The 14,996-nt window shown below is 69.2% G+C and carries 16 protein-coding genes; 13 read left to right on the top strand and 3 right to left on the bottom strand.

Annotated features, from left to right (window positions below):
* Positions 1-154 precede the first annotated feature (154 nt).
* The 11 genes from ACE101_RS28840 to hisF all read left to right on the top strand — a co-directional run bounded on the left by ACE101_RS28840 (position 155) and on the right by hisF (position 9,761).
* Positions 155-1,447 (top strand): MFS transporter, encoded by a 1,293-nt coding sequence (locus tag ACE101_RS28840; protein WP_379137229.1) that lies wholly within the window; start codon positions 155-157, stop codon positions 1,445-1,447.
* Positions 1,448-1,685: 238 nt separating this feature from the next.
* A complete protein-coding gene (gene petA, locus ACE101_RS28835) occupies positions 1,686-2,249 on the top strand; it encodes a ubiquinol-cytochrome c reductase iron-sulfur subunit (protein WP_379137227.1) in 564 nt (187 codons plus the stop codon).
* A gap of 98 nt (positions 2,250-2,347) precedes the next feature.
* Entirely contained in the window at positions 2,348-3,634 is a 1,287-nt protein-coding gene (locus ACE101_RS28830; RefSeq protein ID WP_379137225.1) for a cytochrome b, read from the top strand.
* A gap of 89 nt (positions 3,635-3,723) precedes the next feature.
* Complete coding sequence (locus ACE101_RS28825) at positions 3,724-4,620, top strand: cytochrome c1 (RefSeq protein ID WP_379137222.1); 897 nt, start codon at positions 3,724-3,726, stop codon at positions 4,618-4,620.
* A gap of 198 nt (positions 4,621-4,818) precedes the next feature.
* Positions 4,819-5,694 carry an S-methyl-5'-thioadenosine phosphorylase gene (locus ACE101_RS28820; RefSeq protein WP_379137220.1) on the top strand — a complete coding sequence of 292 codons (876 nt, stop codon included), beginning with the start codon at positions 4,819-4,821 and terminating at the stop codon, positions 5,692-5,694.
* A gap of 68 nt (positions 5,695-5,762) precedes the next feature.
* Positions 5,763-6,365: an imidazoleglycerol-phosphate dehydratase HisB gene (gene hisB / locus ACE101_RS28815; protein WP_379137218.1), complete on the top strand. Its 603-nt coding sequence runs from the start codon at positions 5,763-5,765 to the stop codon at positions 6,363-6,365.
* Between the two features lie 141 nt (positions 6,366-6,506).
* A complete protein-coding gene (locus ACE101_RS28810) occupies positions 6,507-6,992 on the top strand; it encodes a DUF2628 domain-containing protein (RefSeq protein WP_379137215.1) in 486 nt (161 codons plus the stop codon).
* A gap of 28 nt (positions 6,993-7,020) precedes the next feature.
* A complete protein-coding gene (gene hisH, locus ACE101_RS28805; RefSeq protein WP_379137212.1) occupies positions 7,021-7,683 on the top strand; it encodes an imidazole glycerol phosphate synthase subunit HisH in 663 nt (220 codons plus the stop codon).
* Between the two features lie 31 nt (positions 7,684-7,714).
* A complete protein-coding gene (hisA, locus tag ACE101_RS28800) occupies positions 7,715-8,476 on the top strand; it encodes a 1-(5-phosphoribosyl)-5-[(5-phosphoribosylamino)methylideneamino]imidazole-4-carboxamide isomerase (RefSeq protein WP_379137209.1) in 762 nt (253 codons plus the stop codon).
* Between the two features lie 27 nt (positions 8,477-8,503).
* Positions 8,504-8,980, top strand: coding sequence for a DUF29 domain-containing protein (locus tag ACE101_RS28795; protein ID WP_379137206.1), 477 nt, complete (start codon positions 8,504-8,506; stop codon positions 8,978-8,980).
* A gap of 4 nt (positions 8,981-8,984) precedes the next feature.
* Positions 8,985-9,761 carry an imidazole glycerol phosphate synthase subunit HisF gene (hisF, locus tag ACE101_RS28790; protein WP_379137203.1) on the top strand — a complete coding sequence of 259 codons (777 nt, stop codon included), beginning with the start codon at positions 8,985-8,987 and terminating at the stop codon, positions 9,759-9,761.
* Positions 9,762-9,774: 13 nt separating this feature from the next.
* Here the strand turns inward: hisF and ACE101_RS28785 are convergent, their stop codons facing one another.
* From ACE101_RS28785 to ACE101_RS28775, 3 genes are all read right to left on the bottom strand, one after another.
* Positions 9,775-10,188: a TadE/TadG family type IV pilus assembly protein gene (locus ACE101_RS28785; RefSeq protein ID WP_379137201.1), complete on the bottom strand. Its 414-nt coding sequence runs from the start codon at positions 10,186-10,188 to the stop codon at positions 9,775-9,777.
* A complete protein-coding gene (locus ACE101_RS28780) occupies positions 10,188-10,664 on the bottom strand; it encodes a TadE/TadG family type IV pilus assembly protein (protein ID WP_379137198.1) in 477 nt (158 codons plus the stop codon). The genes ACE101_RS28785 and ACE101_RS28780 overlap by 1 nt, the downstream gene beginning before the upstream one ends.
* A 220-nt stretch (positions 10,665-10,884) precedes the next feature.
* Positions 10,885-12,849 (bottom strand): hypothetical protein, encoded by a 1,965-nt coding sequence (locus ACE101_RS28775; protein ID WP_379137196.1) that lies wholly within the window; start codon positions 12,847-12,849, stop codon positions 10,885-10,887.
* A 481-nt stretch (positions 12,850-13,330) separates the two neighbouring features.
* On the opposite strand from ACE101_RS28775, the gene ACE101_RS28770 reads away from it, so the two are divergent.
* Entirely contained in the window at positions 13,331-13,654 is a 324-nt protein-coding gene (locus ACE101_RS28770) for a phosphoribosyl-ATP diphosphatase (RefSeq protein ID WP_379137193.1), read from the top strand.
* 14 nt (positions 13,655-13,668) lie between these two features.
* A complete protein-coding gene (gene coaA / locus ACE101_RS28765; protein ID WP_379139010.1) occupies positions 13,669-14,661 on the top strand; it encodes a type I pantothenate kinase in 993 nt (330 codons plus the stop codon).
* The last annotated feature ends 335 nt before the right edge of the window (positions 14,662-14,996 follow it).

Raw genomic sequence — 14,996 nt, 5'->3', positions numbered from 1 at the left:
AAGGGCGCCGCGCCCGACATGCGGCGCCGCCCTTCGGCGGATCGAGCCCGCTTGCCGAGCCCGCTTGCCGAGCCCGCTTGCCAAGACGGCCCGTCCGGTCCATGGCCCGGGTCAGCCGGGCGCGACAGACCCGGACGGGAGGACACTCACGCCGATGACCGACCTCGAAACCCGCACGCTCCGCCGTGTCAGCCGGCGGCTGATCCCGTTCCTGATCCTGTGCTACTTCGTGGCCTATCTCGACCGGGTCAATGTCGGCTTCGCGTCGCTGACCATGAACCGCGACCTCGGCATCTCGGCCACCGCCTACGGGCTCGGCGCCGGGCTGTTCTTCCTCACCTACTTCCTCTTCGAGGTGCCCTCCAACCTGTTCCTGGAGCGCTTCGGGGCGCGGCGCTGGATCGCCCGCATCATGCTGTCCTGGGGCCTGATCTCCGGCGGCATGGCCTTCATCGGGGGCGAGACGAGCTTCTACGTGATGCGCCTGCTCCTGGGCGCGGCGGAGGCCGGCTTCTTCCCCGGCATCATCTTCTATCTCACCCTGTGGTTCCCGGCGGCCTACCGGGCCCGGATCGTCAGCGCCTTCATGGTGGCGATCCCGCTCTCCAGCCTGATCGGCGCGCCGATCTCGGGGGCGCTCCTCGAACTCGACGGGCTCCTCGGCCTCAAGGGCTGGCAGTGGCTCTACCTGATCGAGGCGGCGCCCGCGGTGATCCTCTCGATCGTCACCTTCTTCTACCTGACCGACCGGCCGGCCGACGCCCACTGGCTCAACCCCGACGAGCGCGCCTGGCTGGAACGGCGGATGGCCGAGGAGGAGGCCAAGCGCGGCGGGGCGGCCGGGCACCAGCCGCTGACCCGGGAGATCTTCAATCTCCGCGTGATCGCCATCGCCTTCATCTATTTCGGCGCCGTGGCTCTGCTCTACGCCTTCAGCTTCTTCCTGCCGCAGATCATCAAGGCGTTCGGGCTCACGAACCTCCAGACCGGCTTCGTGACGCTCATCCCCTACGCGGTCGGGACGATCGGCATGCTGTGGTGGGGCCGGCGCTCGGATGCGCGGCGGGAGCGGCGCTTCCACCTCGTCGCGGCCCTCGCCTGCGCGTCCCTTGGCACGATCGGCGCGGCGCTCGTCGGCGATCCGGTGCTCAAGATGGTGCTGTTCTCCGGCGCCGCCTTCGGCATCTTCGCGGCGCTGCCCATCGTCTGGACGCTGCCCACCGAGGCCCTGTCGGGGGCCGCCGCGGCGGGCGCCATCGCGGTGGTGAACTCGATCGGCAACCTGTCGGGATTCGTCGCACCCTACGTGGTGGGCGCGATCAAGGACCGCACCGGCGACTTCACCGGAGGGCTGCTGACGATCTCGGCCGCCGGCCTCGTCGGCATCGCACTGGTGCTCTGGCTCGGCCAGCCGGGGCGGCAGGCGGCGGCGCACCCGGCGGGATGAGTTTGCAACGATTTCAAAAAACTGTTGCAGCCGGGGTCCCGTATGCTGGCGCCCCGGCGGGAAGCGTGGCAGACAGCGACCGCGCGGGCGACGCCCGGTCGCATTGCACGCACGTTCGGGCTGGTGCTTCGGTCCGCCGGAACCGGGGAACCAACCCACCCCAAGGAATGTAGTCCACGCGCGGCTTCAATGGCTTGCGATGGGCTGCGCCGTTCATGCATCTCGGGAGAGCCGGAACTTGGCCACGACCGTCGCCCCCTCTGACGCCGCCCATCCGCACGGTTCCACCCGCCGGGATTTCCTGTTCCTCGCCACCGGCGCGGGCGTCGTGGTGGGCGCCGGCGCCCTCGCGTGGCCCTTCGTCTCCTCGATGGCGCCGGATGCCGAGACCGTCGCGGCGGGCGCCCCGATCGAGGTCGATCTCTCCCCGATCACCGAGGGCCAGATCGTCAACGTGTTCTGGCGCGGCAAGCTCATCTTCGTGCGCCGGCTCTCCGCCAAGGAGATCACGGACATGAAGGCCGTGACGCCGAGCGAGATGATCGACCCGGCGCCGTTCTCGGCCCGCGTCAAGGAAGGCCACGACCAGTGGCTGATCGCCTACGGCAACTGCACCCATCTCGGCTGCGTGCCGATCGGTCACCAGGGCAACTACGAGGGCTGGGCCTGCCCCTGCCACGGCTCGCAGTTCGACGCGGTCGGCCGGGTGCGCCGCGGCCCGGCCCCGATCAACCTGCCGATCCCGCCCTACGCGTTCCAGGGCGACACCAAGGTGCGCATCGGCGAAGGCGCCACCGCCTGATCCGGGAGACCGGATCCTCGAATCGTGCCGCATCCTCCTCGACGGGCCGGCCGCCGGCCCATCGGAGGGTGCCCTGAACCAACAAGCGGGCTGTCCTCATGAGCGCACACGCCACGACGTACGTACCGAAGAGCCGCCTCGCCAAATGGTTCGAGTCCCGGCTGCCCATCGTCGGCCTCGTCCATTCCTCCTTCGTCGCCTTCCCGGTTCCGCGCAACCTGAACTACTTCTGGACGTTCGGCGCGATCCTGATCGTGATGCTGGCCTCCCAGATCATCACGGGCGTCTGGCTGGCGATGCACTACCAGCCCTCGGCCACCGAGGCCTTCAACTCCGTCGAGCACATCATGCGCGACGTGAATTTCGGCTGGCTCCTGCGCTACATGCATGCCAACGGCGCCTCGATGTTCTTCATCGCGGTCTACGTCCACATGTTCCGCAACCTCTATTACGGGTCCTACAAGGCCCCGCGCGAGGTGCTCTACATCCTGGGCGTGATCATCTACCTCCTGATGATGGCGACCGCCTTCCTCGGCTACACGCTGCCCTGGGGCCAGATGTCCTTCTGGGGCGCCACCGTGATCACCAACATCCTGGCGGCGATCCCGGTCGTCGGCGACACCATCCAGAGCCTGCTCTGGGGCGGCTACTCGGTCGGCAACCCGACCATCAACCGCTTCTTCTCGCTGCACTACCTGCTGCCCTTCATGATCGCCGGCGTCGTCGTCCTGCACGTCTGGGCGCTGCACGTCACCGGTCAGAACAACCCGACCGGCATCCCGATCAAGACCGGCAAGGACGCCGTCCCGTTCACGCCCTACGCCACGATCAAGGACGTGTTCGCGGTCGTCGTGTTCTTCATCTTCTTCGCCTACTGGATCTTCCTGCAGCCGAACTATCTCGGCCACGCGGACAACTACATCCCGGCCAATCCCGGCGTGACGCCCGCGCATATCGTGCCCGAATGGTACTTCCTGCCGTTCTACGCCATCCTGCGCGCGGTGCCGGACAAGCTCGGCGGCGTGATCCTGATGTTCGGCGCGGTGATCATCCTGGCCTTCGCGCCCTGGCTCGACACCTCGCGGGTCCGCTCCGCGAACTACCGCCCGATCTACCGGCAGTTCTTCTGGGTCTTCGTGTTCTGCTGCTTCCTGCTGGGCTGGCTCGGCGCGAAGCCGCCGGAGGGCGGGTACGTGCTCGCGGCGCGCATCGCCACGGTCTACTACTTCGCCCACTTCCTGCTCGTGATGCCGCTCGTCGGCCTGTTCGAGACGCCCAAACCGCTGCCGGGCTCGATCCTGGAGAGCGTCACCGGACCGGGCAAGCAGGTCGGCTCCTCCGGCCTGCCGGCCGGCGCCGCAGCCGCGCCATCCACCAAGGGCTGATCCGCGAAGCCGACCGGGTCGCGCGCCTCGCGCGGCCCCTCCCACCGCACGTCCACGCACATGACGACGCCGCAAGGGGCATCGAGGGAATGATCAGAACACGCGCTCTCGTGGCGGCCGCATTCGCCGCGATCCTGTCCGGCACGGCCGCCCTCGCGGAGGAGCACGGCGCCCTTCCCCCGCGCGAGAAGTGGACCTTCTCCGGGGTGTTCGGCACCTTCGATCAGGCGCAGCTGCAGCGCGGCTTCCAAGTCTACAAGGAAGTCTGCGCGAACTGCCACAGCATGAACTACGTCCGCTTCCGCAACCTCGCGGAAGAGGGCGGGCCGGACTTCTCCGAGGCGCAGGTCAAGGCGCTCGCCGAGACCTACAAGGTCAAGGACGGCCCCAACGATCAGGGCGAGATGTTCGAGCGGCCCGGCCGCCCGGCCGACAAGCTCCCGGCGCCGTTCCCGAACGAGCAGGCGGCCGCGGTGGCGAATGGCGGCAAGGCCCCGCCGGACCTCTCGCTGATGGCCAAGGCGCGCACCTTCAGCCGCGGCGGCCTGTGGTTCCTGATCGATTGGCTGCCCTTCGTCGGCTACACCGAGCAGGGTCCTGACTACGTCCACGCGCTCCTGAACGGCTACGAGGAGAATCCGCCGCACGGCTTCCAGGTGCCGGATGGCGGCCACTACAACAAATACTTCCCGGGCAACATCATAGCGATGCCCAAGCCCCTGAGTGACGGGCAGATCACCTATCCGAAGGGTGCCAACGGCCAGCCGGTCGTGCCCGAGACGCTCGACCAGTACTCGCGCGACATCACCGCCTTCCTGATGTGGACGGCGGAGCCGCACTTCCTGGCCCGCAAGCAGCTCGGCCTGCGCGCGATCCTGTTCCTGATCGTGCTCTCCGGCCTGCTCTACTACGTGAAGAAGAAGATCTGGTCGGATGTCGGCGGCGAGACGCACGGCCTGCAGCCCGAGCTTCACAAGACGAGCTGACGGGCGGCACGATCCTTGAAGAGGCCCTCCGGGGCCTCTTTTCATTTCGGCGGCTGATGCCGGCGGTCATCGAGAATGGCCGTTGGTTCCGTTTTCGAATTTTCGTCAAATCCCTGATTTGACATCGGAAATTCGAGACGGGTCGACGGCCTGATGCGTCAGCATCCTGGGCCGCTGGCACGATTTCAGGAGGACGGGATGACGAAGGCGGTGCTCGGTGTGATCGGCGGATCCGGCGTCTACGATCTGCCCGGCCTGGAGGATGTGCGCGAGGAGCAGGTCGCCTCGCCCTGGGGCGAGCCCTCCGACGCCTTGCGCATCGGCCGGATCGGCGAGACCACGGTGGTGTTCCTGGCCCGTCACGGCCGCGGCCACCGGCTCTCGCCCTCGGGCATCAATTACCGGGCCAATATCGACGTCCTGAAGCGGGCGGGCGTCACCGACCTCGTCTCGGTCTCCGCCTGCGGCTCCTTCCGGCAGGAACTCTATCCGGGCCTGTTCGTGCTCGTGGACCAGTTCGTGGACCGCACCCACGGCCGCGCCTCCTCCTTCTTCGGCAACGGCTGCGTCGCCCACGTCTCCATGGCCCACCCGGTCGGCCCCGCCCTCCAGGCCCGCATCCTCGCCGCGGCCGAGGCGGAGGAGATCGCGGTGCGCAAGAACGGCACCTACGTCTGCATGGAGGGGCCGCAATTCTCCAGCTACGCCGAGTCGCTGACCTACAAGGCGCAGAACTACGACGTGATCGGCATGACCAACATGCCGGAGGCCAAGCTCGCCCGTGAGGCCGAGATCACCTACGCGACCATCGCGATGGTGACCGATTTCGACTGCTGGCATCCGGACCACGACGACGTCGACGTGGCCTCCGTGGTGGCGGTGGCGCGGGCGAACGCCGCCAAGGTGGCGCGGCTGGTGAGCCGGCTCGCGCGCGACTTCCCGGCCGAGCACGAGCCCTGCCCGGCGCGCTCCGACCGCGCCCTCGACGGCGCCATCATGACGCCGGCCGAGCACCGCGATCCGGATCTCGTCGCCAAGCTCGACGCCGTGGCGGGCCGCATCCTCAGGCAATGATCACAGGCCTCTGGCCTTTCCCCCGGCGGCCCGGTTAAAAGGCAGCCGGCTCCCATTCCGACATCCCGATGACCGACACATCCTCCCGCACCGGCCGGGTCAGCCGGCGGACGGCCGAGACCGACGTCAGCGTTGCGATCGATCTCGACGGCAGCGGCCGCGCCTCGATCGCCACCGGCGTCGGGTTCCTCGACCACATGCTGGAACTCCTCGCGCGGCACGCCCTGTTCGACCTCGACGTGACGGTCACGGGCGACCTGCACGTGGACCAGCACCACACCACCGAGGATGCGGGCATCGCGCTGGGGCAGGCCTTCGCGCAGGCCCTCGGGGCGAAGCGCGGCATCCGCCGCTACGCCGACCTGCACATGCCGATGGACGAGACGCTGACCCGCGTCGCCGTCGACATCTCGGGCCGGCCCTTCCTGGTCTTCCGCACGGAATTCGCCCGCGAGAAGATCGGCCAGTTCGACACCGAGCTGGTGCGCGAGTGGTTCCAGGCCTTCGCGATGAATGCCGGCATCACGCTCCACGTCGAGACGCTCTACGGCGAGAACCAACACCATATCGCCGAGAGCTGCTACAAGGGGCTGGCGCGTGCGCTCCGCCACGCGGTCTCCGTCGATCCGCGCGAGGGTGACCGGGTGCCGTCGACCAAGGGCTCGCTCTAAACGGACTTGCGTTGGGGGCCAGCGCTTCGTCCGCTTAGGCTCTTGATACGTCGCGGGTTCTTGTCGCAGAACCGCGGCCAGTTTTGCGGAACCTGCTTCGAGGGGCGGTCGCGCCGCGCGAGAAGGGCCGGGGAAACCATGATGCCGACCTACACGCTGCACCTGTCCGACGAGGTCGATCCCGGCGCGCCCGACGCCCTCGACCGGGCCAAGCTGGTGGCCGACCGCTTCATCTGGCCGGCCTTCTGGTTCACGGCCCTGTGGTTCTTCTGGCACCGGCTCTGGCTCGCCGGGCTTCTCGTGCTGGCCGCGGAGGTGGCGGCCTGGGCGATCGGCGCCAGCCTCGGCCTGTCGCCCCTGGCGGGGTTCGTGGTGACGCTGTTGCTGTCGCTCCTGATCGGGCTCGAAGCCTCCTCCCTGCGTCGCTGGACCTACGAGCGCAGCGGGCGCCCCTTGCGCGACGCGGTCACCGCCTCGGACGCCAAGGAGGCGGAGGTGAAGCTCGTCGGCCGCTGGCTCGACCGCCACGGCCCGGCCGCCCCTTCCGCCCCGCCGCGCATGCCCCCCTATGCCAAGACCGGCAGCCCCGCCCTCGGCCTGTTCCCCGAGGCGGATGGGCACCGGTGACGGCATCGCGAGAACGGGAGGAGATCCGGTGAGCGCCGGAACCGTCGCCATCATCGATTACGGGTCGGGCAACCTGCACTCGGCCGCCAAGGCCTTCGAGCGCGCGGCGCGCGAGGCGGGGCTCGACGGCACGCGCATCGCCGTGACCTCCGATCCCGCCGCGGTCGCAGTGGCCGACCGGGTGGTGCTGCCGGGCGTCGGCGCCTACGCGGATTGCCGGCGCGGGCTCGACGCCGTGCCGGGCCTCGTGGAGGCGATGACGGAAGCGGCGCAGACCCGCGGCCGCCCCTTCCTCGGCATCTGCGTCGGCATGCAGCTCCTCGCCTCGCGCGGCCTCGAGTACGAGACCACCGCGGGCCTCGGCTGGATTCCCGGCGACGTGGCGCCGATCCGGCCCGCCGATCCCGGCCTCAAGGTGCCGCATATGGGCTGGAACACGCTCAGCGCGCAGCGGGAGATGCCGCTCCTCGACGGGATTCCGACCGGGGAGGGCGGCCTGCACGCCTATTTCGTGCACAGCTACGCCCTCGACGCGGCGGAGCCCGGCGACGTGGTGGCGACGAGCGATTACGGCGGGCCGGTCACCGCCATCGTGTCCCGGGGCAATGTCGCGGGCACGCAGTTCCATCCCGAGAAGAGCCAGCGGCTCGGCCTCGCGCTGATCGCCAACTTCCTGCGCTGGCGGCCGTGACGGCCGCCGGTTCCCCGACCTCAGCCCTGCGGTGACGCGCGTGATCCTGTTTCCGGCCATCGATCTCAAGGAAGGGCGCTGCGTCCGCCTTGTGCAGGGCGACATGGCCCAGGCCATCGTCTTCAGCGACGATCCGGCGGCGCAGGCCGCCACCTTCGTCGAGCAGGGCTTCTCCTGGCTCCACGTGGTCGATCTCGACGGCGCCTTCGCGGGCGCGCCGATGAACGCCGCGGCCGTGGACGCGATCCTCGCCGCCGTGACGATCCCGGTGCAGCTCGGGGGCGGCATCCGCGAGATGCGCACCGTCGAGGGCTGGCTCGCCAAGGGCGTGAGCCGGGTGATCATCGGCACGGCCGCGGTGCGCGATCCGGCCTTCGTGCGCGAGGCGGCGCGGCGCTTCCCCGGCCGGATCGCGGTCGGCATCGACGCCAAGGACGGGCGCGTCGCCGTGGAAGGCTGGGCCCAGACCTCCACCGTGACGGCCGAGGAGCTCGGACGCCGCTTCGAGGATGCGGGCGTCGCGGCCATCATCTACACGGACATCGCCCGGGACGGCATTCTCAAGGGCCTCAACATCCCGATGACCCTGGCGCTGGCGCAGGCCGTGAGCATCCCGGTGATCGCCTCCGGCGGTCTCGCCTCCATCGAGGACGTGCACCGCATCCTGGAGCCGGATTGCGCGCTCCTCGCCGGCGCCATCACGGGCCGCGCCCTCTACGACGGGCGCATCGACCCGCGCGAGGCGCTCGCCGCCATCCGGCGGGCCGGGGAGGCACGCCGCGCGGGAGCGTGATAGGCTCGCGCCCCAGGAGCCACGATCATGACGGTTGCCGCCTGTCCCGCCGCGCCGAGCCGCGCGGGCCATGACGACGATCTCGACAGCCGGGCCATGGAGCAGGCCGCGCTGTCGCGCGCCGGTGACCTCGCCGCCCTCGACCGTGAGAATCTGACGGAGGAGATCGAACGCTTGGGCCGGAGCGAGTTCAACAGCCTCGTGAGCGCGTGGCGGGTGGTGCTCCCCATGCCGAAGTTCGATCACCGGCCGACCCGCGCGACGCGGAGCCGGGCTCCGTCGATCGCGGGGCATCGCGACAACGCAGCGGACGTTCTGCGGGACCATCCGGGCCTGAAGAGCCGCTTCGGCGAGGCGCTCGATCGCGTCTATCGGAAGGCGAGGGTGGAGGCGGCCCGGGAAACCGGCCTTCCGCCGTCGGGCCCTCCCGAACGCCGTCCCTCCACGCGCGAGGCGATGCTGGCCCGCCCCTTCCCGATCGATCCCGTCTCGCCGTCCGCGTGAAGCCATGCTCAAGACCCGCATCATCCCCTGCCTCGACGTCAAGGACGGCCGCGTCGTCAAGGGCGTCCAGTTCCTCGAATTGCGCGATGCCGGCGATCCGGTGGAGGCCGCGAAGGCCTACGACCAGGCCGGCGCCGACGAACTCTGCTTCCTCGACATCACGGCGAGCCACGAGGCCCGCGGCATCCTGCTCGACGTGGTGCAGCGCACGGCGGAGGCCTGCTTCATGCCGCTCACCGTCGGGGGCGGCGTGCGCACGGTCGAGGACATCCGCGCGCTGCTGCTCGCCGGCGCCGACAAGGTCTCGATCAACACCGCGGCCGTGAACAATCCCGACTTCGTGGCCGAGGCGGCGGAGAAGTTCGGCGCCCAGTGCATCGTGGTGGCGATCGACGCCAAGCGCGTCTCCGCTCCGGGCGAGCCTCCGGCCTGGGAGATCTTCACCCATGGCGGGCGCCGGGCCACCGGGATCGACGCCGTGGACTTCGCCCGCACGGTGACGGCGCGGGGGGCGGGTGAACTCCTCGTCACCTCCATGGACCGGGACGGGATGCGCTCCGGCTACGATCTCGGCCTGACCCGGGCCATCGCCGACGCGGTCAGCGTCCCGGTGATCGCCTCCGGAGGCGTCGGCGGCCTCGACGATCTGGTGGCCGGCGTGACCCAGGGCCATGCCAGCGCGGTGCTCGCCGCCTCGATCTTCCATTTCGGTGAGGCGACGGTGGCGCAGGCCAAGGCCCACATGGCGGCGGCCGGCCTCGCCATGCGGCTCGACATCTGAGCCGCGCCTGCGCTCACGACGCGTTCGGATAGGCCGCCGAGGCGGTGAGCCGCACGCTCACCCAGAACATCGAGAACGGATAGGCGATCGCCACGCTGGTGACGCTCGCCGTGCCGAGCGTGGCGCCCCGGTCGACGGTGACCTGCGCCGCCGTGAGGTCGGCGAGCCCGCGGGACGCGGCGACCGTGACCGCGTAGCAGACGCCCTGATCGGCACTGCCGCAGGCTCCCCCCGTGCTGGCGCAGGCCGAGGCCGCGAGCGCGATGCAGCGCGCCGCCTCGCCCGCGGCAGCCTGCAGGATGCTCTGCTTCCAGAAGGCGATCGCGAGGGCCGACACGCCGCAGAAAATGACGACCACGAGCGGAAGGATCAGGGCGAAGTCGACGGCGAAGCTGCCGGACGTCTCGTCCCGGCCGAGTCGCCGCATCACTGGATCCTCACGATCACGCGGTCCGACGTTCCGGTGAAACCGGCGAACACCGCGCTCGTCGGAACGACCGGCGCGTAGGGCACGGTGACCGAGATGGTGGCGAACTTTCCGGATGTGACGGAATCGCCGCAGGAGGTGCTCGACGGCCCCGTGCTGGTCCATGTCGGCGGGGAGCCGGCCACGCAGTAGTACCGGCCGAAATTCCCGCTCCCCTCCGCATTGTTGTACAGGACGGTGACGGTGGCCGCGGCGAGCTGGGGCGAACTGCCCCGGATGATCGCGGTGATGGCGCCGGTCAGGGCCGGCAGGCCGCTGCCATCGACCCCCCGCCCGGCGCTGATCGCGTAGGACGCGGCCGCGGAGATCGCGTTGACGAGCTGCAGGGTCTGCGTGAACGCCCGGCAGAGATCGAACACGCTCAGCAGCAGGACGAGGAGCAGCGGGGTCGCGGCGGCGAACTCGACCACCGCCACGCCGCTCCGGTCTCGCCATGCAAGCCGCGCGGGCCATCGGGCCGACCGGTGCCGCGGCCTTGCGGATGCCGGGGCGGCCGATGCGCGGCGCGTGCTCATGGGGCCACCTCCGATCTCATACGGTTTCCGGATGATCGCTTCGCGATGCGGAAACCGGCCTCGCTCAGGCGCCGCGCGGGCTCGTGATACGGTTTCCGAAAGTGATCTTCCGGAAACCGTATCATTGGACGAGTGTGTAGCCGGCGCCATTCGCCGGCACCGTGAGGCCGGAGCAGGGCGCCATGGCGAGCTGTGCGGATTGGTAGATGTCGACGACGCCCGCGATCACGCCGAAGCAGCCCCCGCTCGGATAACGGACGATCTGCTTGCCGTAGATCGAGGCGTTCGTTCCGGGCGCGTAGACGATGCCCGACAGGGTGTCGGTGACGGCGCTCGACTGATAGAGATTGAAGGCGCCGCCGAACACGGCGAAGAGGACGTTGCGGTAGCCGTGGCGGGGATTGAGCCCGGTCGGCGCCGTGGCGTTCATCGTCCCTATCCCGAGCAGGCTCACGGTGCCGCCCTGAAGCGCGAAGGTGACGCCGGAGGCGGTGAGGGAATCGGCCGTGAGCGAGAAGCTCCCGCCCGCCATCGCCACCGTCGCCGATCCGTCGATGGCCGAGCCTCCGGCGCCGAACGTCATGCTGGCCCCGCCGAGCGTGACACTGCCGCCGTAGAAGCTGACGTCGCCCACCCCGAAGCTCGTCGTGGAGCCGGTGCCGAGCGTGAGGGAGCCGCCGGAGAACGCGTAGGGCCCCGTCCCGAAGCTCATCCGGCCGCCGCTGTTCGTCACCGTGCCGCCGTAGAAGAGGAACGGCCCGTCGCCGACCTGCATCTCGCCCGCCGCGGCGTTCGCGATGCCGCCGCCCCAGAGATGGAATGCACCGTTGCCGATCACGAGCCGGCCCGGACCGTTGGTGATCGTTCCGCCGTTGAAGTAGTGCGGACCGTCCCCCAGCCGCAGCGTGCCGCCGCCCGTATTGATCACGCCGGCGCCCGCGACGAGGCGCCCGGCCCCGAGCGTCATGCTTCCGCCGGCGCTGTTGTCGAGGTTTCCCCGGATCGAGTAGGTGGCGTTGCCGAAGGTCAGGCTGCCGGTGCCGTTGGTGACCGCGCCGGTCACCGCGAAGGTGACGTCGGTGCCCGACGTCACGAAGGTCGCCGATGCACCCGTGTTGAGCTGGATCGACCCGCCGATCGCGTAGCAGCCGGGCGCGAAGGTGAGCTGGTTCAGCCCGGACAGGACGAGACTCCCGGACAGGGTGGTCGGAGAGGCGCAGCCAGGGTCGGGAGCCCCGTTGCCGGTGAAGGTGAGGCTGGCGTTGGTCGCCTTCACGGTGCCGTAGCGCGTGGCTTGGCCGAGGGTGGCCGCAACGCCGACATAGGTCCTGTCCGCGCCGGACGGGATGGTCGGCGAAAGGAGCGCGGCGGGCGAGATCGCGCCGTAGGGCCAGCCCGGGCTGAACATCGCCGCGAGCCGGGCTTTCAGCGCAATGATGACCGGGTTCGCGGCGAGCGTGTCGGTCACCGAGCCGCCATAGGTGAAGGCGCTCGACGCGGGCGAGTAGGTCGCGCCGGGGCACAGAAAGGCTGCCTCCTGCGATTTCGTGTAGCCGACCGTGACGCCCTTGGCCTTCAGGAGGGCCGTATGACAGACGTAGAGCCAGGTCTCGGCGGCCAGATTGCACGACGGCCCTTTGACGATCGCGGCGTTGTAGATGTTCACGGCGCCGATCAGGGAGGCCGCGCAGGCTCCGTGCGTGCTGCCGGTGATCTCCGCCCAGGCATTCGCGCCGATGGTCGCGCTCTGCGAATTCGAGAAGAGGCTTCCGGTCAGCAGCGTCAGGTTCCGGGCAACCCTTGCCCGAATGGCGCCGTTGCCGCTGCCGTTCGGAGAGGAGACAGCCGTCACGACCATGTCGTCCGCGCGCAGGCCGTTGATGACGGCAATGTTGAGTGCCGTATTGCGAGCCGTTGTGCTGAGGGCGCCTCCCTGGATGGGGGACGACGTCGCGGCCGCCGCCATGGTCGCGATATCTGCGATCCGTTGCGCCTTGAGGCGCTCCACGTAGAGCCGCGACAACTCGATGACAACGGCGGTGATACCGATGATCACCATCAGCACCATCGCGATCGTCACGGTCATGCTTCCATCGCCGCTCGACCGAAAACGCCGCAGGGTATCGGTCAGGAACGCGCGCATGAACCTCAGTTTCGCTCTCTCATACCTAGAGCGGCAACCGATCACTCGGTAATCGATCGCCGCTCCAAGCCTTTGATTGAACGTGCTTCCTCTCGTCGAACCGGGATCCATTTCGTCGGGAAGCGCTCTAGCCGATATGACCTTACGTAAGAAATATTAATTTTTTGTTTATACAGACCACGGCAGACCGCTCATGTCCCGTGGCGGGCGGATGACTTTATGCATCCCTTGCGTTGCAACCAACAATCTCGCCTGCCGTATCGCGACTGATCTCAAGATCTACCCCGATGTTCGGATCGGGCCGGCATATCCCGCCGCCCGTGAGGTGAGCGCGCCTCCAGTCGCCGCTTGACCTGGGATCCCGCGCGGCACAAGGCTCCGGTCTCCGACCGCTTCCGGGCCGGATGCCGACGTGACAGATCCGATGACTTCTTTCAGCCTCGCCGACCTCGACCTGATCGTCCGCAGCCGGGCGGCCACCTCTCCGGAGGAGTCCTACACGGCGAAGTTGATCGCGGCCGGGCCGGCCAAGCCGGCGAAGAAGCTCGGCGAGGAGGCGGTCGAGGCGGCCATCGCCGCCGTGCAGGGCGACCGCGCCGGTCTCGTGTCGGAGAGCGCGGATGTGCTCTACCATCTCCTGGTGGTGCTGGCCGGAGCCGGCATCCCGCTGGAGGACGTCATGGCGGAACTGGAGCGGCGCACGGCGCAGGGCGGGCTGGCCGAGAAGGCCGCACGGAGGCAGCCGTGAACGAGCGGCCCGCGCTGTCGACCACGCCGGCGCAGGCGGAACTCGCCGCCAGCCTCGACGACGCGACCGACCATCTGTCGCCCTACCGCGTCTTCTCCCGCGAGGAATGGGCGCAGCTGCGCGCCGACACGCCGCTGACCCTCACCGCCGAGGAGGTGCTGCGGCTGCAATCCCTCAACGATCCGATCTCCCTGGAGGAGGTCGTGGCCATCTACCTGCCACTGTCGCGGCTGCTCTCGCTCTACGTCGCGGCCACGCAGGGGCTGTTCAAGGCGACCCAGCGCTTCCTCCTCGCCGAGCGCGAGGTGAAGGTGCCCTACATCATCGGCGTCGCCGGATCGGTGGCGGTCGGCAAGTCGACCACCGCCCGCGTGCTGAAGGCGCTGCTCGCCCGCTGGCCCAACACGCCGAAAGTCGATCTCGTCACCACGGACGGCTTCCTCCTGCCCAACGCGGAACTTGGCCGCCTGGACCTGATGGAGCGCAAGGGCTTCCCCGAGAGTTACGATACGCCGACGCTGCTGCGCTTCCTCGCCGACATCAAGGCCGGCAAGCGCCACGTGGCGGCCCCGCTTTACTCACACCTCGTCTACGACGTCGTGCCGGGTGAGACGACGGTGGTCGACCGCCCGGACATCCTCATCGTGGAGGGCCTCAACGTCCTCCAGCCGGCCCGCCTGCCGCGCGACGGCACCGCGATCCCGTTCGTGTCCGACTATTTCGACTTCTCGGTCTATCTCGACGCGCACGAGGACGACCTGCACCGCTGGTACGTCAACCGCTTCCTGCGCCTGCGCCACACCGCCTTCCGCGATCCGCTCTCCTATTTCCGCAAATATGCCGAGGTCACGGAGGAGGAGGCGCTCGCTATCGCGGATGGGTTGTGGTCCCGCATCAACCTGCCCAACCTGCGCGAGAACATCGTGCCGACCCGGCAGCGGGCGAGCCTGATCCTGGCCAAGGGCGCGAGCCACCGCATCGAGAGCGTGGCGCTCCGGCGGCTGTGAGCCCGCTGCCGGTCGGGAGCCCGCGGACGATCCGGATTCCCGAGCATCGCGAAGAGGATGCAGCCCCGGACGGTCGAAACCCCGCGCAGGACCGCGTCGCCCGCGATTTCGGACCGGGTGGACCATGCGGAAGGTAAGTCAGCCGCCGCGTCGAGATGCAACCCGTGGCTTTGCAACCACTCAAAACATCTGCTCGGGTCGTGTTCCGCATATCGGCGTAACACCGCCTTAACTGCGTCGCCGCTAGTCTCGTCGGCATGGATCCCGCCTGCCTTCGGCTTCCGCGTCATGCCCGTGCGTTCTTCGCGTGAAGTCCATGGCCCGGATGGGACGGC

Source organism: Methylobacterium carpenticola (genome assembly GCF_042748905.1).
Classification (GTDB): Bacteria; Pseudomonadota; Alphaproteobacteria; order Rhizobiales; family Beijerinckiaceae; genus Methylobacterium; species Methylobacterium carpenticola.
Note: the sequence above shows the minus strand (reverse complement) of the source record. Positions and strands in the feature narration are given on the sequence as shown.

What these genes read in the sequence shown, in the direction of transcription:
- ACE101_RS28795 (WP_379137206.1), top strand. Translation starts at nt 8,504, where the DNA reads ATGACGGTTGCCGCCTGTCCCGCCGCGCCGAGCCGCGCGGGCCATGAC.
- ACE101_RS28820 (WP_379137220.1), top strand. Translation starts at nt 4,819, where the DNA reads ATGACGAAGGCGGTGCTCGGTGTGATCGGCGGATCCGGCGTCTACGAT.
- ACE101_RS28840 (WP_379137229.1), top strand. Translation starts at nt 155, where the DNA reads ATGACCGACCTCGAAACCCGCACGCTCCGCCGTGTCAGCCGGCGGCTG.
- ACE101_RS28830 (WP_379137225.1), top strand. Translation starts at nt 2,348, where the DNA reads ATGAGCGCACACGCCACGACGTACGTACCGAAGAGCCGCCTCGCCAAA.
- hisB (WP_379137218.1), top strand. Translation starts at nt 5,763, where the DNA reads ATGACCGACACATCCTCCCGCACCGGCCGGGTCAGCCGGCGGACGGCC.
- ACE101_RS28775 (WP_379137196.1), bottom strand. Translation starts at nt 12,849, where the DNA reads ATGACCGTGACGATCGCGATGGTGCTGATGGTGATCATCGGTATCACC.
- ACE101_RS28825 (WP_379137222.1), top strand. Translation starts at nt 3,724, where the DNA reads ATGATCAGAACACGCGCTCTCGTGGCGGCCGCATTCGCCGCGATCCTG.
- ACE101_RS28785 (WP_379137201.1), bottom strand. Translation starts at nt 10,188, where the DNA reads ATGCGGCGACTCGGCCGGGACGAGACGTCCGGCAGCTTCGCCGTCGAC.
- ACE101_RS28770 (WP_379137193.1), top strand. Translation starts at nt 13,331, where the DNA reads ATGACTTCTTTCAGCCTCGCCGACCTCGACCTGATCGTCCGCAGCCGG.
- hisF (WP_379137203.1), top strand. Translation starts at nt 8,985, where the DNA reads ATGCTCAAGACCCGCATCATCCCCTGCCTCGACGTCAAGGACGGCCGC.
- ACE101_RS28810 (WP_379137215.1), top strand. Translation starts at nt 6,507, where the DNA reads ATGCCGACCTACACGCTGCACCTGTCCGACGAGGTCGATCCCGGCGCG.